This is a genomic window from Micromonospora narathiwatensis, assembly GCF_900089605.1.
GTDB classification, from domain to species: domain Bacteria; phylum Actinomycetota; class Actinomycetes; order Mycobacteriales; family Micromonosporaceae; genus Micromonospora; species Micromonospora narathiwatensis.
On sequence record NZ_LT594324.1, the window covers coordinates 2789890 to 2807720 of the forward strand.

At 75.2% G+C, this 17831-nt stretch carries 9 protein-coding genes; 7 read left to right on the plus strand and 2 right to left on the minus strand.

Features of this window, described 5'->3' with window-relative positions:
• The first annotated feature begins 68 nt into the window (after positions 1–68).
• The 3 genes from GA0070621_RS12300 (at position 69) to trpA (ending at position 2962) form a co-directional block, all read left to right on the plus strand.
• On the plus strand, positions 69–842 hold the full coding sequence (locus tag GA0070621_RS12300) for a GntR family transcriptional regulator (RefSeq protein WP_091194758.1): 774 nt from the start codon (positions 69–71) through the stop codon (positions 840–842).
• 93 nt (positions 843–935) lie between these two features.
• Positions 936–2138, plus strand: coding sequence for a tryptophan synthase subunit beta (trpB, locus tag GA0070621_RS12305; protein WP_091194761.1), 1203 nt, complete (start codon positions 936–938; stop codon positions 2136–2138).
• Complete coding sequence (gene trpA, locus GA0070621_RS12310; protein ID WP_167666837.1) at positions 2135–2962, plus strand: tryptophan synthase subunit alpha; 828 nt, start codon at positions 2135–2137, stop codon at positions 2960–2962. The genes trpB and trpA overlap by 4 nt, the downstream gene beginning before the upstream one ends.
• A 13-nt stretch (positions 2963–2975) precedes the next feature.
• Here trpA and GA0070621_RS12315 read toward each other — a convergent pair whose 3' ends face one another.
• A complete protein-coding gene (locus tag GA0070621_RS12315) occupies positions 2976–5810 on the minus strand; it encodes a condensation domain-containing protein (protein WP_091194764.1) in 2835 nt (944 codons plus the stop codon).
• Positions 5811–5950: 140 nt separating this feature from the next.
• Here GA0070621_RS12315 and GA0070621_RS12320 point away from each other — a divergent pair, with 140 nt between their 5' ends.
• Genes GA0070621_RS12320 through GA0070621_RS12335 form a run of 4 tightly spaced genes read left to right on the plus strand, consistent with a single transcriptional unit; the run spans position 5951 to position 16456 of the window.
• Positions 5951–11503 (plus strand): non-ribosomal peptide synthetase/MFS transporter, encoded by a 5553-nt coding sequence (locus GA0070621_RS12320; protein ID WP_167666838.1) that lies wholly within the window; start codon positions 5951–5953, stop codon positions 11501–11503.
• A 1-nt stretch (position 11504) separates the two neighbouring features.
• A complete protein-coding gene (locus GA0070621_RS12325) occupies positions 11505–13037 on the plus strand; it encodes a class I adenylate-forming enzyme family protein (RefSeq protein ID WP_091194768.1) in 1533 nt (510 codons plus the stop codon).
• An 18-nt stretch (positions 13038–13055) separates the two neighbouring features.
• A complete protein-coding gene (locus GA0070621_RS12330) occupies positions 13056–16172 on the plus strand; it encodes a non-ribosomal peptide synthetase (RefSeq protein WP_091194769.1) in 3117 nt (1038 codons plus the stop codon).
• Positions 16172–16456 (plus strand): acyl carrier protein, encoded by a 285-nt coding sequence (locus GA0070621_RS12335; protein ID WP_091194772.1) that lies wholly within the window; start codon positions 16172–16174, stop codon positions 16454–16456. Before GA0070621_RS12330 ends, GA0070621_RS12335 begins: the two co-directional genes overlap by 1 nt.
• 63 nt (positions 16457–16519) lie before the next feature.
• On the opposite strand, the gene GA0070621_RS12340 is transcribed toward GA0070621_RS12335, so the two are convergent.
• Positions 16520–17815 (minus strand): MFS transporter, encoded by a 1296-nt coding sequence (locus GA0070621_RS12340; RefSeq protein WP_091194776.1) that lies wholly within the window; start codon positions 17813–17815, stop codon positions 16520–16522.
• Positions 17816–17831 lie beyond the last annotated feature (16 nt).

A 17831-nucleotide genomic window follows, 5' to 3' on the forward strand; every position in this document is an offset into this window, starting at 1 on the left:
AGGACGTGGGGCCGCGCCCATCGGGCGGCGCGCCCCGCGCCGTTCCGACTCTCAGGGCTGGGTAACGCATGCGCGACGTTCCGGGCAGAACTCCGAAGTACCTGGTGATCCGCGACGACCTGATCAGGCGGATCAGGAACGGCGAGTTCGCCCCCGGCGACGCGCTGCCGGGCCAGCGGCACCTGAGCGACGAGTACGGCGTCAGCCTAATGACGCTGCGCCAGGCGCTGGACGAGCTCTGCGACCAGGGCGTGGTGGAGCAGCTTCCCGGCCGGGGCACGTACGTCCGGGCGCTGCCCGTGCCCTACTCGATGGGAAATCTGCGCAGCCTGGCGGACGACCTGCGGGCGCACGGCATCGAGGTCCGTACCCGGGTGCTGAGCCGTGAGATCGTCCCCGCGCCGGCGGATCTCACCCGGCGGTTCCGGATTCCCCTGGACGGTCCGGTGCTGAAGCTGGAACGGATTCGGGTCGTCCGGGGAACTCCGCTGATCCATCAGCTGTCCTACCTCCCGCAGCCGTTCGCCGATTCGCTCGGCGACGTCGACTTCGAAAGGCAGGAGCTGTACGCCGTCCTGGCGGAGCGGGCCGGCGCGGTGGCGGCACAGGCCGAGGAGACGATCGCGCCGGTGCTCATGCCCGAGGAGATCGGCGGCCTGCTCGGCCTCCCCGCCGGCCAGCCGGCGATGCGCAGCGAGCGGATCACCCGCGACGCCGACGGCCGCACGCTCGTGGTCGACTTCGCCGTCCTTGCCGGGAACAGCGTCGTGATCATGAACACCCGGGAGGCCAGCGGCCACCAGTTGAGCTACGCCATGGGAGACGACCCCCTGTCGGCGTGAGGCGGTTCCCGAACCGACCGGCCGGAGTTCTAGAACTCTCCCTCACGAGCTGATATAACAACCTTACTGTTCTAGAACTGTGAGGGGATTGCCGTGGATCAGCTCCTGCGTGTCGCTCATCAGCCCGTCGTGGCCGACTCCCGCCGACCGGCCGGGCTCGGCAGGTTCGGCGAGTACGGCGGCCGGTTCGTCCCGGAGTCGCTCGTCCCGGCGTGCGAGGAGGTCGAGCGCGCGTTCACCGAGGCCTGGGCCGACCCGCTGTTCCGGGCCGAGCTGGACCACGTGCTCTCGATCTACGTGGGCCGGCCGACGCCGCTGACCCCGGCGGCGCGACTCTCCGCCGAGCTGGGCGTCAACCTGCTGCTCAAGCGGGAGGACCTGGCCCACACCGGCTCGCACAAAATCAACAACGTCCTCGGTCAGGCGCTGCTGGCGCGGCGGATGGGCCGACGCCGTCTGATCGCCGAGACCGGCGCGGGCCAGCACGGCGTGGCCACGGCCACCGCCGCCGCCCTGCTCGGCATGGAGACCACGGTCTTCATGGGCGAGCGGGACATCGAACGGCAGCAGCTCAACGTCTTCCGGATGAAGATGCTCGGGGCCGAGGTGGTACCGGTGGCCTCCGGCAGCCGCACCCTCAAGGACGCGTGCAGCGCGGCACTGCGCCACTGGGTCACCGCGGTCGAGGACTCCTACTACTGCCTCGGCTCGGCGCTGGGCCCGCACCCGTACCCCTGGATGGTTCGCCAGTTCCAGCGCGTGATCGGCGACGAGGCCCGGGTGCAGTGCGCGGCCGGCCTCACCGCCGGCGTACCCGACTTCGTGGTGGCCTGCGTCGGCGGCGGCTCCAACGCGGCCGGCACCTTCGCCGGTTTCGTCGACACCGCGGCCCGGCTGGTCGGTGTCGAGGCCGCGGGCGGCGCCGCGATCAACGCCGGCTCCACCGGCGTGCTGCACGGATTCCGCTCCAAGGTCCTCCAGGACGAGCACGGGCAGATCAGCGAGGCGCACTCGATCGCGGCCGGGCTGGACTACCCGGGCGTCGGCCCGGAACACGCGTACCTGGCGGACCTGGGACGGGCCAGCTACGTGACCGTGGACGACGCCGAGGTGCTGGCCGCGACGCACCGGCTGGCCCGCACCGAGGGCATCCTCTGCGCGCTGGAGTCCGCGCACGCGGTGGCGTGGGTGATCCGCGCCGCCGGGGACAGCACGATCCCCCCGGGCTCGACGGTGCTGCTCACCCTCTCGGGTCGGGGCGACAAGGACATGTCGACCCTGATGGAGCTGTCGTGAACGCACTGGAAACCCGTACCCGCGAGGCCAGGGCCGCCGGACGCAAGCTGCTCGTGCCGTACGTGACCGGCGGTGTCACCGAGGACTGGACCGACCTGCTGCGGGCCGCCGTGGACGCCGGCGCCGACGCCATCGAGGTCGGCCTCCCGTTCTCCGACCCGACCCTGGACGGGCCGGTCGTCCAGCGTTCCTCGCACCAGGCCCTGGCCCGGGGTGCCACCCCCGGACGGATCCTGGACGAGATCTCCCGGCTCGCCCTGCCCGTACCCCTGATCGCGTTCACCTACGCCAACCTGGTCCTGCGCAACGGCGCCGACGCGTTCTGCGCCGCGCTCCGCGCCGCCGGAGTACGCGGCCTGATCGTGCCGGACCTGCCGATCGACGAGCTGGACCCGATCGCCGGGGCGGCCGAGGGCGCTGCGCTCGACCTCGCGCTGCTCGCCTCCCCGTCGACCACGGCGCGACGCCGGGTCGAGATCGCCAGGCGCAGCCGCGGCTTCGTGTACGCGGTCAGCATCATGGGGACCACCGGCGAGCAGGCACAGCTACGGGAATCCGGTCGCCACCTGGTGACCTCGCTCCAGCAGGCCACGGATCTGCCGGTGCTGCTCGGGTTCGGGATCTCCGGCCCGGAACAGGCGGCCGAGGCGTGCGGATACGCCGACGGGGTCGCCGTGGGCTCGGCGCTGATGCGCCGGGTGCTCGACGGCGCCGGGGCGGCGGAGCTGGGCGCGTTCCTGGCCCGGCTGCGTACGGCGCTGGACGCGTCCGACCAGTGGGTCTCCCCTGCCGTGGACACCTCGGCGTCGGGCGGCGGTTCGTGACGGGTGCCGGCGGTCAGCCGGCCGGGTCCCGGCCGGGGAAAGGGGACCACGGCCAGGGCACGTCACGGAAGGCCGCCTCGACCAGCAGCGCCTCGACGCCGCGCAGGAACGGCTCGACCCGCTCCGCCGGGAGATACCGGGTGTCGGCGGTGACGACCAGCTCGACCGCGCCGGGCGCGTCCAGCGCCTGCACCCGGCAGCGCCAGGCGAACTGGTCCAGCGGCTCCCGCCAGCGGAACGCGCCGCGGGCCACCGTCGCCCGCAGAGCCGCCTCGTCCGGGCCCGCCGCGTCGGTGCCGACGTCGTGCGACAGCCGGATGTCGTTGAGGTAGCAGAACGGGGCGAGCACGCTCCGGTGGTCGTGGCCCAGGTCGGTGAAGGCCTGCTCGAACGCGGCCGGGTCGTAGTAGGCGTGCCGGTAGGCGTCCAGCGCCGCCCGGCGGGCACGGGGCAGCAGCTCGGCGAAGCCGGGCCGGTCGGCCAGGTCGAGCCGGCAGAGCCCGATCTGGTTGACGGTGCCGACGGCGCGGTCGTACCCGGGCAGGAAGCGGTTGTTCGCCATCACGACGATCCCGCAGGTGTCCTGCCCGGGGTCCGCGCTCAGCACGGCGGCGGTGGCCGCCAGCAGGGCCGTCGAGGAGCTGACGCCGTGCCGGGCCGCGACCAGCCGCGCCGCCTGGTGCACCGCCGGCGAGACCAGCGAGCCGCGCCGGTAGCGGGGGCCCGGCGCGGGCCCGACCGGGTCGGACAGGCTCGCCGTGAGGCCGTCGAACTGCCGGAGCCAGTACTCCACCGCCCGCTCCGAGCGCCGCCGCTCGACGCCGCGCTCCCGCTCGGCGAGGTCCAGCGACTGAAGGCCCGGCGGGGTGTCCAGCGACCCGCGCAGCAGGAGCACCCGCAGGTCGCGCAGCACGGTCTCGGCGGCGTGGAAGTCGACGGTGGAGTGGCTGAACACCGCCACGACCTGCCGTACCCGGTCGTCGACCGTGACCAGCGCGACCCGCAGCGGCCACTCGGTGACGTGGTCGAAGGGCGACCCGCCCAGCCGCTCGGCGAGCTCCGCCGCGGCGGTCCGGCCGTCGGGGTCGTCCGCCGGCCGGGGCACGGCGTGGACGAGGACGGACAGCCGCCCCGACGCCGCCGCCTCCTGGTGCAGCTCGCCGTCCCGGCGGCGGATCCGGGTACGCAGCGACTCGTGCCGGGCGACCAGCCCGCCGAGCGCCCCCAGCGCCCGTGGCACGGCCACGTCGGCCCGCGCCGAGACGGCCAGGGTGCGGGGCAGGCTCAGCACCCGGTACGCGGCGGGGGACGCGAACTCCTCGACGGTCCGCCACATCGCCCGCTGCCCCCAGCTGAGCGGCCCGGTCCCGGCCCGCCCGCCGTGGAACTCCGCGTACGCCGTCTCCTCGACGCCCGCGACGGGGACCGGCACGGGGGCTTCCCCCGGCCGGGCGTCTACGGGCGACCACGGCCACGGCACCTCGGCGAACGCCGCCTCCACCAGCAACTCCTCCAGTCCCCGTAGGAACGGCTCCACCGTGTCCAGCGCGACGTGCCGGGTGTCGACGGTGAGGGTGAACCCCACCCCGGCCGCCTCGTCGACCACATGGGTCAGCAGGTGCCAGGACGCCTGGTGCAGGCCAGCCGTCCAGGAGAACGTGCTGTGTGCCAGGGCGGCCCGCAACTCGCTCCGGGTCGCCGCCGGCACCGGGTCGACGCCGCCGACGGGCAGCCGGACATCGTTGAAATAGTAGTGCGGCAAAAACGCCGAAGCGTGGTCGACGCCCTGTTCCCCGAATGCGTGCCGCAGCGTAGCAGGATCGTAATAGGCGTGCCGCAGGCCGTCCAGGGAAGCGGCCCACACGCGGGACAGCAGTCCGGCGAAATCGGGGCGTCCCGCCAGGTCCACCACGCAGAAACCGATCTGGCCGAGATTTGCGACGGCATTCGCGTACCCGGCGCGGAACCGATTGTGCGCCATCGGAAAAAGGCCGCAGATCCGTCGCCCGGAACGACCCGCGGCCAGCGCCGTCACGCCCGCCAGCAGCACCGCGGAGACGCTGACCCGGTGCCGCGCGGCGATCAGCCGGGCGGCCGCGCCGGCGGCCGGGGAGACCAGCACACCCCGGCGCAGCGGCGGCTCCAGCCCCGGGCCGGCCGAGGGCAGCGGCTCCGCCGGCAACCGGCGGAACTCCCGCAGCCAGTACGCCACCGCCCGCGCCGAGCGGCCCCGGTCGGGCCCGTGCTGCAGCCGCGCCACGTCCAGCGACTGGGGGCCGGCCGGCGTGTACAGACCACCGCGCAGCAGAATCAGCCGCAACTCCCGCAGCACCTGCTCGGCGGCGTGCGCGTCCACCGTGGAGTGACTGAACACCGCCACGACCTGCCGTACCCGGTCGTCCACGATGATCAGGGCGACGCGCAACGGCCACTCGGCAGCGTGGTCGAACGCCACGTCACCGAGCCGGCCGGCGACCTCCCGGGCGGCCCGGGCGCCGTCGCCCGTGCCGGCGCGGACCAGCAGCGGCAGCACCCCGGCCGCCGCCGTCTCCTGCCGCGGCTCGCCGTCGACCACCCGGACCCGGGTACGCAGCGACCCGTGCCGGCCCATCCACGCCCCCACCGCACGGACCGCCGCGGCCAGGTCCACCCCGGCCCGGGCGGACACCGGCACGGTACGCCGCAGGTTGAGGAAGACGTGGTTCGAGCCGTACCGGGCGACCGAGCGCCACATCACCTGCTGCGCCCAGGTCAGCGGCGCCGACCCGGTCCCCGCGCCCGAGAACTCGGCCCGGACCAGCGTCTCCGATGCCCATTCGGCGGGCACCACCACGTCGACGAATCCCATTCCCGACCGTACGTCGGATCCGTTCGGTGTCGATTCGCTCGATCGTGTTTTGCACAGTGGACCATTCAGCCGATCCGGCGCCTCGGGCACGGCGGGCACACTACTGGCTCCTGCCCGCCATCGCAGTGAGAAGGCACCGCGTGACCAACGTTGACGTACCGACGCGGGCCGCCCCCATCCCGCCGAATTCGACCTTTTACCGCGCCACCGGAAGTCCCTGCCTGTCATTCGGGCAGGAGCGGATCTGGTTCACCGAACAGCTCACCCCCGGCACCGCCGCGTACGTCGTCCACACCACCGTGCGGCTGCGCGGACCGCTGGACGTCGACCTCCTGCGCGCCGCCCTCGACGCCACCGCCACGCGGCACGACAGCCTGCGCATGCGGTTCACGGAGAACGCCGACGGCGAACCCGTCGTGGCCGTGCTGCCCGAGGTGCGGGTACCCGTCACCGTCACCGCCGCGCCGACCGAGCCCGCCGCCCACGAGCTGGTGGCCGCCTCCGTCCGCACCCCGTTCGACCTCGGCGCCGCTCCCCTGCTGCGGGCGCTCCTCGTCCGGCTGGCCGACGAGGAACACGTCCTGCACCTCGCGATGCACCACATCGTCAGCGACGGCTGGTCGCTGGACCTGCTGCTCGGCGAGGTCGCCGCCACCTACGGCGCGCTGCGCGACGACGGCACCCCGCCCCCGACCCCGGCGACCGCGTACGTCGACTACGCCGCCTGGCAGCGGGACCGGCTCGACGGGCCGGCGACCGGCGACGGATTCGCCTACTGGGCCGGCGCGCTGGCCGGCGTACCCCCGCTGGAGCTGCCCACCGACCGCCCCCGCCCGGCCGTGCAGTCGTACGCCGGCGACACCCACCGCTTCGCCCTCGACGCCGACCTCACCGACGGGCTGCGCCGGCTGGGCCGCGCCCACCGGGCCACCCTCTACATGACCCTGCTCACCGGCCTGCAGGCCGTGCTGTTCCGCTACACCGGCCAGCGGGACTTCGCCATCGGCTCCCCGGTCGCCGGCCGGGTGGTGCCGGAGCTGGAGAACCTCGTCGGCCTCTTCGTCAACACCCTCGCCCTGCGCGCCGACCTCACTCCGGTCCGGGCGGCCGACGACGCCCCCGGCGCCGAGCCGAGCTTCGCGGACCTGCTGCGGCGCACCCGTACCACCGTCGTCCGCGCCCTGGCCCACCAGGAGATCCCGTTCGAACGCCTGGTCAAGGAACTCAACGTCGCCCGGGACGTCAGCCGCGCCCCGGTGTTCCAGGTGCTGTTCGCCCTGCAGAACTACGCCCGGGGCGGCGGCCGGTGGCCCGACGGCCTGAGCGCCGAGGGCGTCGGCACCGACGCCGCCGCCGCCCGTTTCGACCTGTCGCTGTACGTCGGCGAGACCGCTGACGGCCTGCGGGGCATGTTCGTCTACAGCACCGACCTGTTCGACGCCGCCACCGTACGCCGGCTGGCCGCGAGCTTCGAGACGCTGCTGCGCGCCGCGGTCGCCCGGCCCGACCGGCCCGTCGCCGACCTGGACCTGCTCGGCCCCGCCGAGCGGGACCGGATGTTGGCCCTCGCCCGGCCCGACCACGACGGCGCCGCCGGCGCGGTCACCGGCCCGGCGACCACCCTGGCCGACCTGCTCGGTCCGCACGTCGCCGCCACCCCCGAGGCCCCGGCCGTGGTCTGCGGCCCCGACACGGTCAGCTACCGGGAGCTGGACCGGCGGGCCAACCGGCTCGCCCACTGGCTGCGCGCCCACGGCGTCGGCCCGGACCGGCTGGTCGGGGTCCTATTGGAACAGTCGGTCGAGTTGGCCGTGACGCTGCTCGGCGTGCTGCGGGCCGGCGGGGCCTACCTGCCGCTGGACCCGGAGCAGCCCGCCGCCCGGCTGGGCCTGATGCTCGCCGACGCCCGGCCGACCGTGGTGCTGACCAGCTCCGACCTGCGCGGCCGGCTGCCCGCCGAGACGGTGGCGACCGGCCTGGACGAGATCGCCGCCGAGGTCGCGGCCCGGCCCGACACCCCACCCGCGACCGCGACGACCGGCGGGAACCTCGCGTACGTCATCTACACCTCCGGCTCCACCGGCACGCCGAAGGGGGTGGCCGTGGCGCACCGGCAGGTGCTGCGCTACCTCGACGGGGTGGCCGACCGGTTCGGGATCGCCCCGGCCGCCCGGTACGGGCTGCTGCAGTCGATGTCGTTCGACTTCAGCGTCACCGTCTTCTACCTGGCGCTGGCCACCGGCGGCGCGGTGCACCTGCTCCCCCGCCGGTGCACCGGCGCCGAACTCGCGCAGCGGCTGCGCGCCCAGCGCATCGACTACCTGAAGATCACCCCGTCGCACCTGGCGGCGCTGGCCGCCGACGCCGAGCCGGGCGATCTGCTGCCCACCCGCGCGCTGGTCCTCGGCGGCGAGTCGTCCGACCTGGACCGCGTCGTCCCGCTGGCCGCGGCCGGCCCGGCCCGGGTGTTCAACCACTACGGCCCCACCGAGGCCACCGTCGGCGTCGCCACCCACGAGGTGACCGCCGACGCGCCGGGCACCGGCCCGGTGCCGACCGGCCGGCCCCTGCCGCACGCCCGGGTGCACGTGCTCGACGAGCGGATGCGGCCGGTGCCGGTCGGGGTGACCGGCGAGCTGTACCTCGGCGGGGACCGGCTCGCCCGCGGCTACCTGAACCGGCCGGGCCTGACCGCCGAACGGTTCGTGCCCGACCCGTACGGGCCGCCCGGCGCGCGCCTCTACCGCACCGGCGACCTGGGCCGCTGGCGCTCCGACGGGCAGCTGGTGTTCCTCGGCCGCCGCGATCACCAGGTGAAGATCCGTGGCTACCGGGTCGAGCTGGGCGAGGTCGAGGCCGCGCTGCGGGACTGTCCCGGGGTGCGGCAGGCCGTGGTGCTGCTGCGCGACGAACGGCTGGTGGCGTACCTGGAACCGGTGCCCGACGCCGTCGCACCGGAACCGGCGGAGCTGCGCCGCCGCCTCGCCGACCGGCTGCCCGAGCACATGGTCCCCAGCCGCTGGGTACGCCTGGACCGGCTGCCGTTGCAGGAACACGGCAAGGTGGACCGGCGGGCCCTGCCCGAGCCGACCGACGACGGGCCGGCCGGCGAACGGGTCGCGCCGGTCGGGCCGGTCGAGACCCTGGTCGCCGGGATCTGGCGGGCGGTGCTCGGGGTGGCCGAGGTCGGCGCCACCGACGACTTCTTCGACCTGGGCGGGCACTCGCTGCTGGCCACCCAGGTGGTGGCCCGGCTGCGCCGGGAACTGCCCACCGTCGGCGTCACGGCGGCGGTCAGCGTGATGGACCTGTTCCGCCACCGCACCGTACGCGAGCTGGCCGGCCTCGTCGTCGGCACCGGAGCCGGCACCGGTGGGCTGCTGCACGAGCTGACCCCGCCGGTGCCCGCCGCCGACCGGATCGCCACCCTGGTCTGCGTCCCGTACGGCGGCGGCAGCGCCGTGGTGTACCAGCCCCTCGCCGACGCGCTGCCGCCCGGGTACCGGCTGCTGTCGGTGGCCGTGCCCGGACACGACATCGGTCTCGCCGACGACCCCGCGCCCATCGAGGACGTCGCCGCCGACGTCGTCGCGGAGATCCTGGCCCGGGTGGCGGGCCCGCTGATCCTGTACGGGCACTGCGGCCCCGGCGGCGCGCTGGCGGTGGAGGTCGCCCGGCGGCTGGAGGCCGCCGGTCGGGACCTGCTGGCGGTCCACCTCGGCGCGGTCTTCCCGTTCGGCCGGCCCGCCGGCGGGCTCCTCGGGCCACTGCTGCGGCAACGGCTGGTCGAACGCCTGCGCAGCGACCGGATCTACCGCACCTGGCTGCAGGCGCAGGGCACCGCCGTCGGGTCGCTCGCTCCCGACGAGGTCCGCTTCCTGATCCGCGCGATGCGGCACGACGCCCGGGTCTCCGAGGACTACTTCACCGAGCTGATGCGCCGGCGGGTCACCCCGCTGCGCGCGCCGGTCGTCTCCGTGGTCGGCGAGCGCGACCGCGGCACCGACTACCACGAGGAGCGGTACCGGGAGTGGCACTTCCTCGCCGACCGCACCGCGCTCGCCGTGATCGACGAGGGCGGGCACTACTTCCTGAAGTACCGGGCCGGTGAGCTGGCCGAGATCGTCACCGGCGTACACCGGCGGCTCGACGCGCCGCCCCCACCCACGCCGGCCGAGCCGGACGGTACGCCACCGGCCTGGCAGCTCGCCGGCGTCTCCCACCGGCCCGCCCCGGTCGTCGACGCCGAAGCCGCGCCCGGCGGCCCGACCGCCCGGCAGCCGGGGCGGGACGAGCGGACCCCGGCGACCGCGCCGCCGCCGAGCATGCGCCGCTTCGGCCTGGTCGCGGCCGGCCAGGTCGTCTCCGGCATGGGCACCGCCCTGACCACCTTCGCGATCCCGCTGTGGATCTACACCCAGACCGGGTCGCTGGCCCGGTTCGCGCTCTTCGCCGTGCTCGGCCTGCTGCCCGGCCTGCTCGTCGCGCCGCTGGCCGGGGCGCTCATCGACCGCACCAGTCGGCGTCGCGTCCTGCTGCTCGCCGGCGTGGCCGCGGGGAGCGCCAACGCGGTCATGGCCGGGCTGGTGCTGGCCGACCGGGTCGAGGTGTGGCACTTCTACCCGTTGACCGGCTGGCTGTCGGTGGCGCTGGCCTTCCAACGCCTCGCGTTCGTCTCGGCCGTGCCGCAGCTCGTGCCGAAACGTTTCCTCGGCCACGCCAACGGCCTCACCCAGACCGCCGTCGGCCTCACCCAGTTCACCGTCCCGCTGGTCGCCGTCGCGCTGCTGGAGGCCGTCGGGCTGCGCGGCATCCTGCTCCTCGACGTGGCGTCGTACGCGTTCGCGCTCGGGGTGCTGGCGACCGTCCGGTTCCCCCGCACCCTGGCCCTGCAACGCCGCGAGAGCATCGGCGCGGAGATCGTCGCCGGGCTGCGCTACTCGCTGCGGCGCCGGGAGTTCCGCGCGATGCTGGCGTTCTTCGCCGCGCTGAACTTCTTCCTCTTCCCCGCCCTGTTCCTGCTCTCCCCACTGGTGCTCGGCTTCGCCGACCTGAGCGACGTGGCGCGGGTCGCGTTGACCGGCGGGGTGGGCGCGGCCACCGGCGGCCTGGTGATGCTGGTGTGGGGCGGCCCCCGCCGACGCCGGATGCGGGCGGTGCTGCTGGGCACCCTCGGCATCGCGGTGGCCGCCGTACTGACCGGGCTGCGGCCCAGTCTGCTCGTCGTCGGCGCGGGCGCGTTCGGCATGTATCTGGCGCTCGGCATCGTCAACGGCGTCTACAACACGATCATCCAGACCAAGGTGCCGCCCCGCGCGCACGGCCGCGTCTTCGCGCTCAACCAGATGGTCGCGCAGTCCACCCTGCCACTCGGCTGGGGGCTCGTCGCGCCGTTCGCCGCCCGGGTGGTCGAGCCGCTGCTGCTGCCCGACGGCGCGCTGGCCACCACGGTCGGCGCGGTGATCGGCGTCGGCCCGGGCCGGGGTCACGGGCTGCTCTACGTGCTGTTCGGGTTGTGCATCGCGATGACGGCGCTGGTGTCGCTGGCCACGCCCGTCCTCGCCCGGTTCGACGACGAGGTGCCCGACGCGCCACCGGACGACCTGGTCGGCATCGAGGAACGCCGGGCCAGGGCCGCCGGCATGCCGGAACACCGGGCACGGGTGGCCGTGGCCGGACGGGAGGTGGGCTGAGATGACCACGACGACCACCGGCCGGGGGGCACCTCCGCCCCGGACCGTGCCCGAGTTGCTCGACTGGCGTACCGCGCTGCACCCGGACCGGGTGGCGGTCGAGGTGCACGGCGTGGCAAGGCTGACCTTCGCCGAATGGTCCGCCGGTGCGGGCGCCGTCGCCGCCGCCCTGCGGCACCGGGGCCTGCGCCACGGCGACCGCGTCGGCCTGGTGTTCGGCGCCCACGACTGGACGCGGTTCGCGGTGGCGTACTGCGGGGTGCTGCGGGCCGGCGGCGTCGCCGTACCGCTCTCCGACCGGCTCGCCGCCGGGCAGCTCGGGTACGCGCTGACGCACTGCGCCGCCACCGCCGTCGTACACGGCGACGACACCCCCACCCCGCCCGTCCCGCCCGGCCTGCCGGTCTGGACCTGCGGCGACCTGCTCGCCGATCCCGGCACCAACCCCGACCAGGCCGACACCGACCCCAAACTGTCGGCCGCCCGGCCCGGCGACCTCGCGCAGATCCTCTACACCTCCGGCACGACCGGCCGCCCGAAGGGCGTGGCGGCCAGCCACGCCAACCTCACCGCCGGCGCGCCCAGTCACCCGCGCCGGCTCGCCCTGGCCCACTCGGAACGGTTCCTGCACGCGTTCGCCATCGGCACCAACGCCGGACAGACCATGCTGCTCAACGCGCTCACCGCGAAGGCCGGCGCGCTCACCCTGCCCCGGTTCACCCCGCTCCGGTTCGCCCGGCTGGTCGAGGCCGCCGGCACCGGAACCGTGTTCGTCGTACCGTCGATCGCCGTCGAGCTGCTCGACTCCGGGGCGCTGCGCGGCCGGGACACCTCCGGCGTACAGCTGATCGGCTCCACCGCCGCGCCGCTGGCCCCGGCGATCGCGGCCCGGCTGGCCGCGGCCTTCCCGCAGGCCACCATCGTCAACTACTACACCTCCACGGAGGCGGCCCCGGCCCAGACCACCATGATCTACGACCCGACCCGGCGGGACGCGGTCGGCCGGCCGGTCGGCGGCCAGCTGATGGTCGCCGACGCCCACGGCAACCCGCTGCCCGCCGGTACGACCGGCGACGTGTGGCTGTGTGCCCCGTACCCCCGGGCCTACTACCGGGACGAGGCGGCCAACCGGGCCACCTTCCGGGACGGGTGGGTACGGATGGGTGACGTCGGACGCGTCGACGCCGACGGCTACCTCTACCTCACCGACCGGCACCAGGACGTGATCAAGACCGGCGCGTTCAAGGTCTCCACCCTGGAGGTCGAGGCGGCGCTGCACGAGCACCCCCTGGTCGCCGAGGCAGCCGTCGTCGGCGTGCCCCACCCGGTGCTCGGCTCGGCGGTCGCCGCCGCCGTCGTGCCCCGGCCGCCCACCGGCCCGGACGGGCTGTCGCTGCCGGCGCTGCGCGGGTTCCTCGCCGACCGGCTCGCCGACTACCAGCTGCCGGCCCGGCTCCTGCTGCTGGACCGGCTGCCCCGCAACGAGGGCGGCAAGGTGCTCAAACGGCAGCTCACCGGCCTGTTCGACAACTGACCACCGGATTGAACGATCATGGGAGAGCATGTGGGCACCGCCGAGGCGACATCCGCGCAGCACGCCGTCTGGTTCACCGAGCACGCCGGGGTCGCCGGCACGGCGTACCACATGGCGCTGGGCGTACGGTTCGCCGCCGAACTCGACCGACGGGCCCTCGTCGCGGCGTGCGCCGCGGTCATCGAACGGCACCCGGTCCTGGCCGCCCGGGTCACCACCGACGACGACGGCACACCCCACCTGGCGCCGGCTGAGACCCGCCCGACGGTCACCGTCGGTGAACTGACCGACGCCCGGGTCGCCGAGGAGATCGCCCGCCCGCACGACCTGCGGACCGGACCACTGGCCCGGTTCACCCTGCTGACCGGCGCCGACGGGACGCACCTGCTGCTCGTCACCGCCCACCACCTGGCCTTCGACGGCATGTCCAAGGACGTCCTCGCCCGCGACCTGGCCACCGCGTACACCGCCACGCACCGGGGCGGCCCGACCGAACCCGCGCCACGCTCGGACGGGTACGCGGGTCTCGCGGCGGCCGAACAGCAGCGGGTCGCCGTCGATCTGCCCGCCGCCCGCGCCTACTGGGCACGGCACTGGTCCGGCCCCGGCGACGTCGTCCTGCCCGGCCTGCGCCGGCTGCCCACCGGTGCGGAGCCGGGCGTCGCCGTGACCGTCGACCTGCCCGCCGACCTGGTCGACGGCGTCGAACGGGCCGCCCGGTCGCTCGGGGTGACCCGCTTCGAGCTGCTGTTCGCCGCACTGCACGCCCTGCTCGCCCGCTACGGCAACCGGGGCACCCCGGTCGGCGTGGCCCTGTCCACCCGTACCCCGGACCAGGCCGACCGGATCGGGCTGTTCGTCAACGAGCTGCCCGTCGCCGCCGACCCGGCCGGCGGAACGTTCCGCGACCACGCCCGCGCCGTCCGGTCCCGGCTGCGCGAGGTGTACCGGTACCGCGCCGTGCCGCTGGCCCACGCCGTGTCCGGCCTACGGCCCGCGCCGGCGTTGACCCCGGTCAGCATCGGCTACCGGCGGCGCGGCGGCGAGCCGGCCTTTCCCGGGGTGGCCGGCGAGGTCGACTGGACGCTGTTCTGCGGCGCCGCCCGCAACGCCCTGCACGCGCAGATCGTGGACGCCCCCACCGGCATCACGGTCAGCCTCCAGCACAGCCCCTCGGCCATCGACACCGAGGCGGTACGCCGGATCGGCGGGCACCTGCGTACCCTGCTGACCGCCGCGGTCGCCGACCCCGACCGGCCGGTGACCGATCTGCCGGTGCTGCCCGCCGACGAGCTGGACCGGGTCACCCGCGCCTGGAACGACACCACCCGGACGTACCCGGCCGGGGCCAGCGTGCCGGCCCTGTTCGCCGCCCGGGTCGCCGCCGCACCGGACGCGCCGGCCCTGGTCGACGGCGACCGGACGCTGAGCTACGCCCAGCTCGACGCCGCCGCCGCGCGCCTCGCCGAGCTGCTGCGGCAGCGGGGCGTCGGCCCCGGGTCGCTCGTCGCGGTCGCGCTGGACCGCTCCTGGCAGGCGGTGGTGACCCTGCTGGCGGTGCTGCGCCGCCGGGCCGCGTACCTGCCGGTCGACCCGGGACATCCGCCGGCCCGCCGGGAACTCGTCCTCGCCGACGCCGCCCCGGCGCTGGTCGTGACGCCCACCGCGACCGAGGCGGCCCGGCCCACGCTCGCGCTCGACCGGATCGACCTGCTCGACGGCCCCGTGCCGGCGGAGACCGCCGAACCACCGAGCGCCGACGATCTCGCGTACATGCTCTACACCTCCGGCTCGACCGGCCGGCCGAAGGGCGTGGCGGTGCGGCACGGGGCGCTGGCCAACCTGCTGCTCGGCGTACGGGACGTGCTGGGCAGCGGCCCGGCGGACCGGTGGCTGCACCTGACGTCGCTGTCGTTCGACATCTCCGCCGTGGAGGTCTTCCTGCCGCTGGTCACCGGCGGCCGGGCGGTCGTCGCGTCGACCGTCAGCGCGCTGGACGGCGCGGGCGTGCTCCGGCTGGTCCGCGCCGCCGGGGTGACCCACGCGCAGGCCACCCCGTCGGGCTGGCGGGTGCTGCTGGAGGCCGGCCTCGGGGCGCCCACGCCGGGCGCCGCCGAGGTCGTGCCGGAGCCGCTGGTCGCGGTCGCCGGCGGCGAGGCGCTGCCGGTCGCCCTCGCCCGGGACCTGCGGGCCCGCACCGCCCGCCTGGTCAACGGGTACGGGCCGACGGAGGCGACGGTGTACGCGACGATGGCGGACCTGCCCGCCGACCCCGACGAGGTCACCATCGGCCGGCCGCTGCCGAACGTGCGCGCCTACGTGCTGGACGAGGCGCGCCGGCCCGCCCCCGTCGGGGTGCCTGGCGAGCTGTACCTGGCCGGCGCCGGGCTGGCCGCCGGCTACCTGGGGCGGGACGACCTCACCGCCGAGCGGTTCGTGCCGGACCCGTTCGGGCCGGCCGGCGGGCGGCTCTACCGCACCGGCGACCGCTGCCGATGGCTGCCGGACGGGCGGATCGACTTCCTCGGCCGCGCCGACGACCAGGTCAAGATCCGGGGGCACCGGATCGAACTGGGCGAGATCGACACCCGGCTCCTCGACCATCCCGGCGTGGCCGGAGTGGCGACGGTGCTCCGGCGGGACGACGACGAGCCGCGCCTCGTCGCGTACGTGGTGGCCTCGGCCGGCACCGCCCCGGAGCCGGCCGAGCTGCGCCGGCACCTGGCGCTGACCCTGCCGCAGGCCGTGCTGCCGACCGACTTCGTGGCGCTCGACCGGCTGCCGTTGAGCCCGAACGGCAAGGTCGACCGGGCCGCCCTGCCCGCCCCGGCGCCCCGGGACGCCGTCGTGGACGCCTCCGGGGCGGCGGACGCGGACCCCGCCGACGCGGGCGACGCCGGCGACGACCCGGTGGTGGAGCAGCTGCGGCAGATCTGGCAGGAGGTGCTGCGGATCCCCGACATCGGCGTGCACGAGGACCTGTTCGACCTGGGCGGGCACTCGTTGACCGTGACCCGGATCAGCGGCCGGATCCAGCAGCGGCTCGGGGTCGAGGTGCCGCTGGACGCCTTCTTCGACACCCCGACCATCGCGGAGATCGCCGAGATCGTCCGGCGGTCCGGAAAGGAGTTCTGATGGGCAGCACCGACCTGCGCGCACGGATCGCGGAGCTGGTCAGCGAGGCCACCGGAGGGGAGGTCTCGGCGGCCGACGTGCTCGCCGGCGGGTCCATGATCGCTCTTGGCGTCGACTCCCTGGGGCTGCTGCGCCTGGTCGACGCGATCGAGCTGGAGTACGGCGTCGAGATCGAGCTGAACGGGCCCGGCCGCCCCCTGGACACCCTCGACGACCTGGTGGCGCTGCTGGCCGCCGTCGCGCCGGACGAGTCGTCGCCGGGGGCGGTGGCCGCCCAGGGTTGACCGGTCGACGGGGCGGCGGGCGCTGCGGCCCGCCGTCCCCGGGTCCACCGCGTCCGGTGTGGATCAGGCGCGGACGGGTGGTTCGGCGGGCGCGGCGGCGTCGCCGGGGTCCGGTTCGCGGTCAACCGGATCGGCCGGTGCCGTGCCGGTGGCGCGGGCGGCGGCTCCGGCCTGGAGCCGCCGAACGTCTCGGCTGGTCAGCATGCCGAGGACGGAGAACACCATCAGCGCCGCGAGGATGAGCAGCGTGTCGCGGTTGCCGATCGCCGCGGCGACGGGCCCCACCGCCACCTGGCCGAGCGGGATGGCGACGAAGGACCCCAACATGTCGTACGAGTAGACGCGGGCCAGCCGGTCGGCCGGGATGTGCTGCGCGATCGACGTCTCCCAGGCCACCGCGAACTGTTCGACGGCGATCCCGGCCGCGACCCCCGCCGTCACCAGCACGACGACGGTCGGCGCCAGGGCCAGCCCCAACAGCAGCAGCGACTCGGCGAACATGCACGCCACCCCGAGCAGCAGCAGCCGGCGTACCCGGATCCGCAGCGCGATCAACCCGCCGACGACCATTCCGGCGGTCTCCGCCGCCAGCACCACACCCCAGGCGCCGCGGCCGATCGTCGCGTCCGCGACGGCCGGGCCGAGCACGTTCAGGCCGCCGGCGAGCGCCGCGTTGAGGATCATGAAGCCGAGCACCACCACCCAGACCCAGGTACGCGCGGTGAACTCGGTCCAGCCCTCCCGGAGGTCGGCCACGATGCTCGTGCCGGTCCTGCCCGCCCCCGGTGCGGCGACCCGCAGGCCGGTGAACGCGACGGCGGCGACGGCGAAGGTGAGCGCGTCGATGCCGAGGCCCCACCCCGGTCCGACGACCGCCACCAGCACGCCGCCGAGGGCGGCGCCGCCGATCATGCCCGTGTTCATGCCGAGCCGGATGATCGCGTTGGCGGGCTGGATCAGCTCCGGCGGCACGGTCTGCGGCGTCGCGGCGGCCGAGGCCGGCTGGGCCAGCGCGCTCACGATCCCGTTGGCCGCGCTCAGCGCCAGCAGCAGCGGGATCGACGCCGTGCCGGTGAGCACCAGGGCGGCCACCGCCGCCTGGGTCAGCGCGCCGAGCAGGTTGGAGCCGACCAGGACCACCCGGCGCGGGAGCCGGTCGGCCACCACCCCACCGAAGAGCACGAACAGCACGTTCATCAGCGACCGGGCGCCCACCACCAGGCCCAGGTCACGCACCGAGCCGGTCAGGTCGAGCACGGCGAAGGCGAGCGCGATGGGAGCCACCCCGTTGCCCAGCATGTTCACCAACCGGCCGGCGGCCAGGTAACGGAACGCGGCATACCGCAGTGGCGCGAACATCGCCGTCCTCCCTCCA

Bases quoted from the DNA above. Each gene is read 5' to 3' on its own strand.
- GA0070621_RS12300 (WP_091194758.1), top strand. From the start codon at position 69: ATGCGCGACGTTCCGGGCAGAACTCCGAAGTACCTGGTGATCCGCGAC.
- GA0070621_RS12340 (WP_091194776.1), bottom strand. From the start codon at position 17,815: ATGTTCGCGCCACTGCGGTATGCCGCGTTCCGTTACCTGGCCGCCGGC.
- GA0070621_RS12315 (WP_091194764.1), bottom strand. From the start codon at position 5,810: ATGGGATTCGTCGACGTGGTGGTGCCCGCCGAATGGGCATCGGAGACG.
- GA0070621_RS12335 (WP_091194772.1), top strand. From the start codon at position 16,172: ATGGGCAGCACCGACCTGCGCGCACGGATCGCGGAGCTGGTCAGCGAG.
- GA0070621_RS12325 (WP_091194768.1), top strand. From the start codon at position 11,505: ATGACCACGACGACCACCGGCCGGGGGGCACCTCCGCCCCGGACCGTG.
- GA0070621_RS12330 (WP_091194769.1), top strand. From the start codon at position 13,056: ATGGGAGAGCATGTGGGCACCGCCGAGGCGACATCCGCGCAGCACGCC.